Annotated in this window: 5 protein-coding genes and 1 pseudogene; 2 read left to right on the top strand and 4 right to left on the bottom strand. The window is 73.8% G+C overall.

Annotated elements, in window-relative coordinates:
- From HUW36_RS24945 to mca, 3 genes and pseudogenes are all read right to left on the bottom strand, one after another.
- Window positions 1-984 (bottom strand): annotated as a pseudogene (locus HUW36_RS24945) (GGDEF-domain containing protein); the annotation flags it as partial.
- Window positions 985-1,206: 222 nt separating this feature from the next.
- Window positions 1,207-1,491: a hypothetical protein gene (locus HUW36_RS24940; RefSeq protein WP_174530396.1), complete on the bottom strand. Its 285-nt coding sequence runs from the start codon at window positions 1,489-1,491 to the stop codon at window positions 1,207-1,209.
- Between the two features lie 48 nt (window positions 1,492-1,539).
- Window positions 1,540-2,421 (bottom strand): mycothiol conjugate amidase Mca, encoded by an 882-nt coding sequence (mca, locus tag HUW36_RS24935; protein WP_174530395.1) that lies wholly within the window; start codon window positions 2,419-2,421, stop codon window positions 1,540-1,542.
- Between the two features lie 247 nt (window positions 2,422-2,668).
- Here mca and HUW36_RS24930 point away from each other — a divergent pair, with 247 nt between their 5' ends.
- A complete protein-coding gene (locus HUW36_RS24930; RefSeq protein ID WP_174530394.1) occupies window positions 2,669-3,103 on the top strand; it encodes a DUF4307 domain-containing protein in 435 nt (144 codons plus the stop codon).
- 148 nt (window positions 3,104-3,251) lie between these two features.
- The gene (gene greA / locus HUW36_RS24925; RefSeq protein ID WP_091581857.1) at window positions 3,252-3,752 is read left to right on the top strand and encodes a transcription elongation factor GreA; all 501 of its coding nucleotides are present in this window, start codon (window positions 3,252-3,254) and stop codon (window positions 3,750-3,752) included.
- A gap of 122 nt (window positions 3,753-3,874) precedes the next feature.
- Here greA and ilvA read toward each other — a convergent pair whose 3' ends face one another.
- Window positions 3,875-5,095, bottom strand: a complete 1,221-nt coding sequence (gene ilvA, locus HUW36_RS24920) for a threonine ammonia-lyase (RefSeq protein ID WP_174530393.1) — start codon at window positions 5,093-5,095, stop codon at window positions 3,875-3,877.
- Between the last annotated feature and the right edge of the window lie 92 nt (window positions 5,096-5,187).

The raw sequence follows: 5,187 nt of genomic DNA, 5'->3' as shown, positions 1-5,187 counted from the left end.
GGCGGGGCCGACGGCGAGCCGCCGGACCAGCTCGTGCTCGCCGGAGCCGGCGTCCGCCGAGGGCTCGACCTCCCGGTCCCGCACCTGCCCGCCGAGGTCGGCCCGGTAGCGCCGCCAGCGGCCGTCGCCGCGGGCCACGTCGACCTCGACCAGCTCGGCCCCGAACAGGGTGAGGGCGCCGGTCACGGCGGCGGTCGCCACGCCACGTTCGTCGAGCTGGTTGAGCGCGGCGGTGGCCTCGGCGAACGCCCGCCACGTCCGGCGCTCCTGGTCGGCCCGGAGCCGGTGCCGGTAGGTCTGCTGCAACAACCACAGCGGCGGCGGCAGGAGCAGCAGCCAGCGCGGGTCGAGTTCGAGCATCGCGACCACCACCAGGCCGACCGCGACGTTGCCGACGAACATGAGCAGCTTGCCCCGGAGCGCCGCGAGCAGCGGCGGCCCGATCGGGATGCCGTGCCGGAGGGCGAGCGTGGCGGCACCCAGCCAGGCGGTGGTGAGCAGATAGGTGACCGCGCCCGCGCTCAGCGCGAGGGCCAGTTCGGGGGTGGGCGCGGCGAGCAGCGGCCGGCCGAGGGCGCTCGCGACCGCCGCGGACAGCGCCGTGGCGGCGGTGAGCGAGGCGGCGATGCGCACCAGCTCCAGCACCGGCCGGCGGTCCGCGACCAGGGACATGCCGGTCCAGGCGGCTCCGGCACCGAGCAGCGCGGCGGCCGGGAGCCAGCCGGCGGGGACCAGCCAGAGGCAGACGAGGAGCGCGGCCTCGCCCCAGGTGATGCTGACCATGCCCGACGCGGCGCGGAAACGCAGCCGGGCGAGCTGGGCCACGGCGAACGCCACGGTGGCGAGGCCGAACCGGGCCGGCCCGGGCAGGGGGTCGTCCACCGGCAGGTGTGCCGGTACGGCGAGGCCGAGCACCGCGGCCAGCAGCGCGGTGACCGCGACCGCGGCGGTCAGCAGCACGACGCTCACCGGGGTGCCCCGCAGTCCGAGCCGATCCGGGGGCCGGTCGGCCGGTGCGGAGGTCACGGACCCGCCCCGTCGGCGCGTGCGACCGGGACACGGTCGGGGCCTGTTGCTGCCCTCGACATCGGCGCCCCCCTTCCGCGCAGGGTCCGGGGCCTGACGGTCCCCCCGGCGGAAGGCTAAGCCAAAGCCGGTGGCCGCAACAGGGGGCGACCACCGGCTCGGGCGTGATTCATGCGGTGTTCAGCTGTTTCGGTGCTGCTGGGAGCCGTTGGGGGCACTCGTCGGTGAATCCTGCCCGACGGGCCCGTCTGTCGGATCGACGACTGCCGACTCGACCCGGCCCGGATCGCCCTGCTGCGGGAAGCGGTCGGGCAGGCGGCGCAGGCGGGCGTTCATGTTGCGGATGAGCAGAACGGTGACGGTGGCCAGCGCGACGATGAGGAAGAGGCCCATCGGGCCGGCCAGACCACCCGTGCGGGTGTCACCGAAGTTGTTCTCCGCGAGCACCTGGGCGGTGGTCAGCATGGTGTTCCTCCGATGTGCGGCTGACCACCAGGGTAGCCCGCGCCCATGTCAGTGGGCACGGCACGTCTCGCGCACCCCGGCGAAGAGGTCGGACTCGGGGAGCGGGCTGTCCACCAGCGAGCGGGCGAGCTGGAAGTCCTCCGTCGGCCAGGCGCGCTGCTGAAGGTCCATCGGCACCTGGAACCAGAACCCGTCCGGGTCGATCTGGGTGGCGTGGGCGCGCAGCGCGTCGTCGCGGACCGGGAAGTAGGCGGCGCAGTCGACCCGGGTGGTGATGCGCTCCCCCTTGTCGGGGCGCTCCTCCCAGCGCTTCATCCACTCGCCGTAGGGCGACTCCAGGCCGGCGGCGAGCATCGCCTCGTGCAGGCCCATGATCTTGGCCCGGGAGAAGCCCACGTCGTAGTAGAGCTTCAGCGGCTGCCACGGCTCGCCCAGCTCCGGGTGGCGATCCGGGTCGCCGGCCGCCTCGAACGCGGCCACGGTGACCTTGTGGGTCATGATGTGGTCCGGGTGCGGGTAGCCGCCCTCCTCGTCGTACGTGGTGACCACGTGCGGACGGAACTGGCGCATCAGCCGCACCAGCGGCGCGGCGGCGACCTCCACCTCCTGGAGGGCGAAGCAGCCCTCGGGCAGCGGCGGCAGCGGGTCGCCCTCGGGCAGACCGGAATCGACGAAGCCGAGCCAGGCCTGCTCGACGCCGAGCACGGCGCGGGCGGCGTCCATCTCCGCGCGCCGGATGTCGCCGATGTTGGCCCACACGTCGGGGCGGTCCATCTTCGGGTTCAGCACGCTGCCCCGCTCGCCACCGGTGCAGGTGACGACCAGGACATCCACCCCCTCGGCGACGTATTTCGCCATGGTGGCGGCGCCCTTGCTCGACTCGTCGTCGGGATGGGCGTGCACCGCCATGAGACGCAGCTGTTCTGCCACCTTCGGCGCTCCTCGTCTGTGCCGGCCGGACGACCCGCCCAGGGCCGACCGGCTGACCTGCCGGAATCTCCCCCCGCGCCCGCGAAAGCCCCCGTGCTGGCGGATCGCCGACCGGTGCCCGGAGTGGCCGGAACCACCCCGGCCCGTCGAGGCCGACCTGCCATCCTTGACTCAGCGCCGGGCTGGGAAGATGGACCTAGCCATTCTTGCCGATGCCGCCGACAACAACGCCAGGAGATACCCGCCGGTGAGCGAGACGCACGCCACAGTCACACCGGGCACGCCGGTCTTCCCGCCCGGCCGGTACGGCCGACGCCGGGAGCCGGGTCGCCGCCGGCCGGTCCTGCTCGCCCTGACGGTGGCCGTCCTGCTGGGCGTCCTCGGGCTGGCCGCCGCGAAGCTCTACACCCAGTACGGCGACCCCGAGTACCAGGGCGAGATGATCAGCTACACCGGGATCACCGACTCCCGCGTGGTGGTCGACTTCCGGGTCACCGTGCCGCCCGGCGGCTCGGCCACCTGTCTGCTGCGGGCCCGCTCGCACGACGGCGCCGAGGTGGGCCACGTCGAGGCCACCGTGACCGCCGGGTCCGGCCAACGGCACGTCCGGGCCCGACAGGAGGTGCCCACCAGCGCCCGGCCGTTCATCGGCGAGGTGCTGCGCTGCCGACCGGCGGGCTGAGCCGGACCACCGGCGAGCTGCCGGAACACGCGTACCCCGGGGTCCCGCGACCGGCACCCGGGGTGATCGACCACACCTCGACGGGCACGGCACTGGTAACTTGGTAGTTCACCTGTCAGCCAGTCCGCACCAACCGAGGAGATCGCCTGTGTCCACCAACGGAAACGAGGCGCCCGCCACCTGGCTGTCCCAGGACGCTTACGACCGCCTGCAGGCCGAGCTCGACGAGATGATCGCCAACCGGCCGGTCATCGCCGCCGAGATCAACGCCCGGCGCGAGGAGGGCGACCTGCGGGAGAACGGTGGCTACCACGCCGCCCGCGAGGAGCAGGGCAAGGCCGAGGGGCGCATCCTCTACCTCAAGGAGCTGCTGCGCACCGCCAAGGTCGGTGAGGCCCCGGCCGCCGACGTGGTCTCGCCCGGCATGGTCGTCACCATCTACTTCGACGACGACGCCGACGACACCGAGACGTTCCTGCTCGGCTCCCGGGAGATCGCCTCCACCACCGACCTCACCGTCTACAGCCCCGAGTCCGCGCTCGGCAAGGCGATCCTCGGCGGCAAGGCGGGCCAGACCTGCACCTACACCGCTCCCAGCGGCGCCGACATCAAGGTGACAGTGGTGTCGTTCGAGCCCTACTCGGGCTGACCGCCCTCCGGACCCGCGCCGGATGGCTCGGGTCCGACCCGACCGAGGCTGACAGGCTCCTCGGGCCCCGAGCCACCCACCCGACCGCCCCGACCGGACCATCCGGCCGGGGCGTTCGCGGTTCACCCCTCGCCGGCGAAGACGACCTGGTAGCCGCTGGCCCGCAGCGCGCTGATCAGCGTGTCCGAGTGCTCCACCCCACGGGTCTCCACGGACAGGGCCACCTCCACCTCGCCCAGCCGCAGGTGCGGGTTGGCCCGCTGGTGCACCACGTCCACCACGTTGGCGCGGTGCTCGGCGATCTCGCCGAGCAGTGAGGCGAGCTGACCGGGCCGGTCCACGCACCGCACGGTGATCCGCAGGAATCGGCCGGCCGCGGCCAGGCCGTGCTCGATCACCCGGAGCATCAGCAGCGGATCGATGTTGCCGCCGGACAGGACCGCGACCACCGGCGCGGTCACCTCCACCGCGCCGGCCAGCAACGCCGCCACGCCGACCGCGCCGGCCGGCTCCACCACCTGCTTGCCCCGCTCCAGCAGCATCAGCAGCGCGCGGGAGATGTCCTCCTCGGAGACGGTCACCACGTCGTCGACGAGCTTGCGGACGTGGGTGAACGTCAACTCGCCGGGCCGGCCGACGGCGATCCCGTCGGCGATCGTCGCGAACGAGGGCAGCCGGACCGGTTCGCCGGCCCGCAGCGAGGGCGGGAACGCGGCGGCGCTCGCCGCCTGCACCCCGATCACGCGTACGTCGGGACGCAGCGCCTTGGCCGCCACCGCCATGCCGGACACCAGCCCACCGCCGCCGACCCCGGTCACGATGGTCCGCACGTCCGGGCACTGTTCGAGGATCTCCAGCGCCACCGTGCCCTGACCGGCGATGACGTCCGGGTGGTCGAACGGGTGGATGAACACCGCACCGGTCCGCTCGGCGAAGGTCTGCGCCGCGATCAGCGACTCGTCCACGGTGTTGCCGACCAGCTCGATCTGCGCGCCGTACCCCTTGGTCGCGGCGACCTTCGGCAGCGGCGCGTTCACCGGCATGAAGACCGTGGCGTGCGTGCCGACCAGGCCGGCGGCGAGCGCGACCCCCTGGGCGTGGTTGCCGGCGCTGGCCGCCACCACGCCCCGGGCCCGCTCGTCGGCGGACAGCCGGGAGATCCGCACGTACGCGCCCCGCACCTTGTACGAGCCGGCGCGCTGCACGTTCTCGCACTTGAGCCAGACCGGCCCGCCGAGCGCGGCGCTGAGCGGACGGGACGGCTCCAGCGGCGTGGTGCGGGTGACGCCGGCGAGCAGCTCGCGCGCGGCCTGTACGTCGGCGAGACCGACCAGTTCCGTCATGCCCCGATCGTGCCACCCGGCCCGGGCGGAGGCGGCGGCGACGTCACCGACGGCGCGTCCGGTCCGGCATCGGCCGGCGCGGGCGCATCGGG

Source organism: Micromonospora maritima (genome assembly GCF_902825405.1).
Taxonomy (GTDB): domain Bacteria; phylum Actinomycetota; class Actinomycetes; order Mycobacteriales; family Micromonosporaceae; genus Micromonospora; species Micromonospora maritima.
The sequence above is the reverse complement of the archived record's forward strand: the minus strand, read 5'-3'. Positions and strand labels throughout refer to the sequence as shown.

Coding starts and splice junctions, on each gene's coding strand:
- HUW36_RS24940 (WP_174530396.1), bottom strand. CDS start 1,491: ATGCTGACCACCGCCCAGGTGCTCGCGGAGAACAACTTCGGTGACACC.
- ilvA (WP_174530393.1), bottom strand. CDS start 5,095: ATGACGGAACTGGTCGGTCTCGCCGACGTACAGGCCGCGCGCGAGCTG.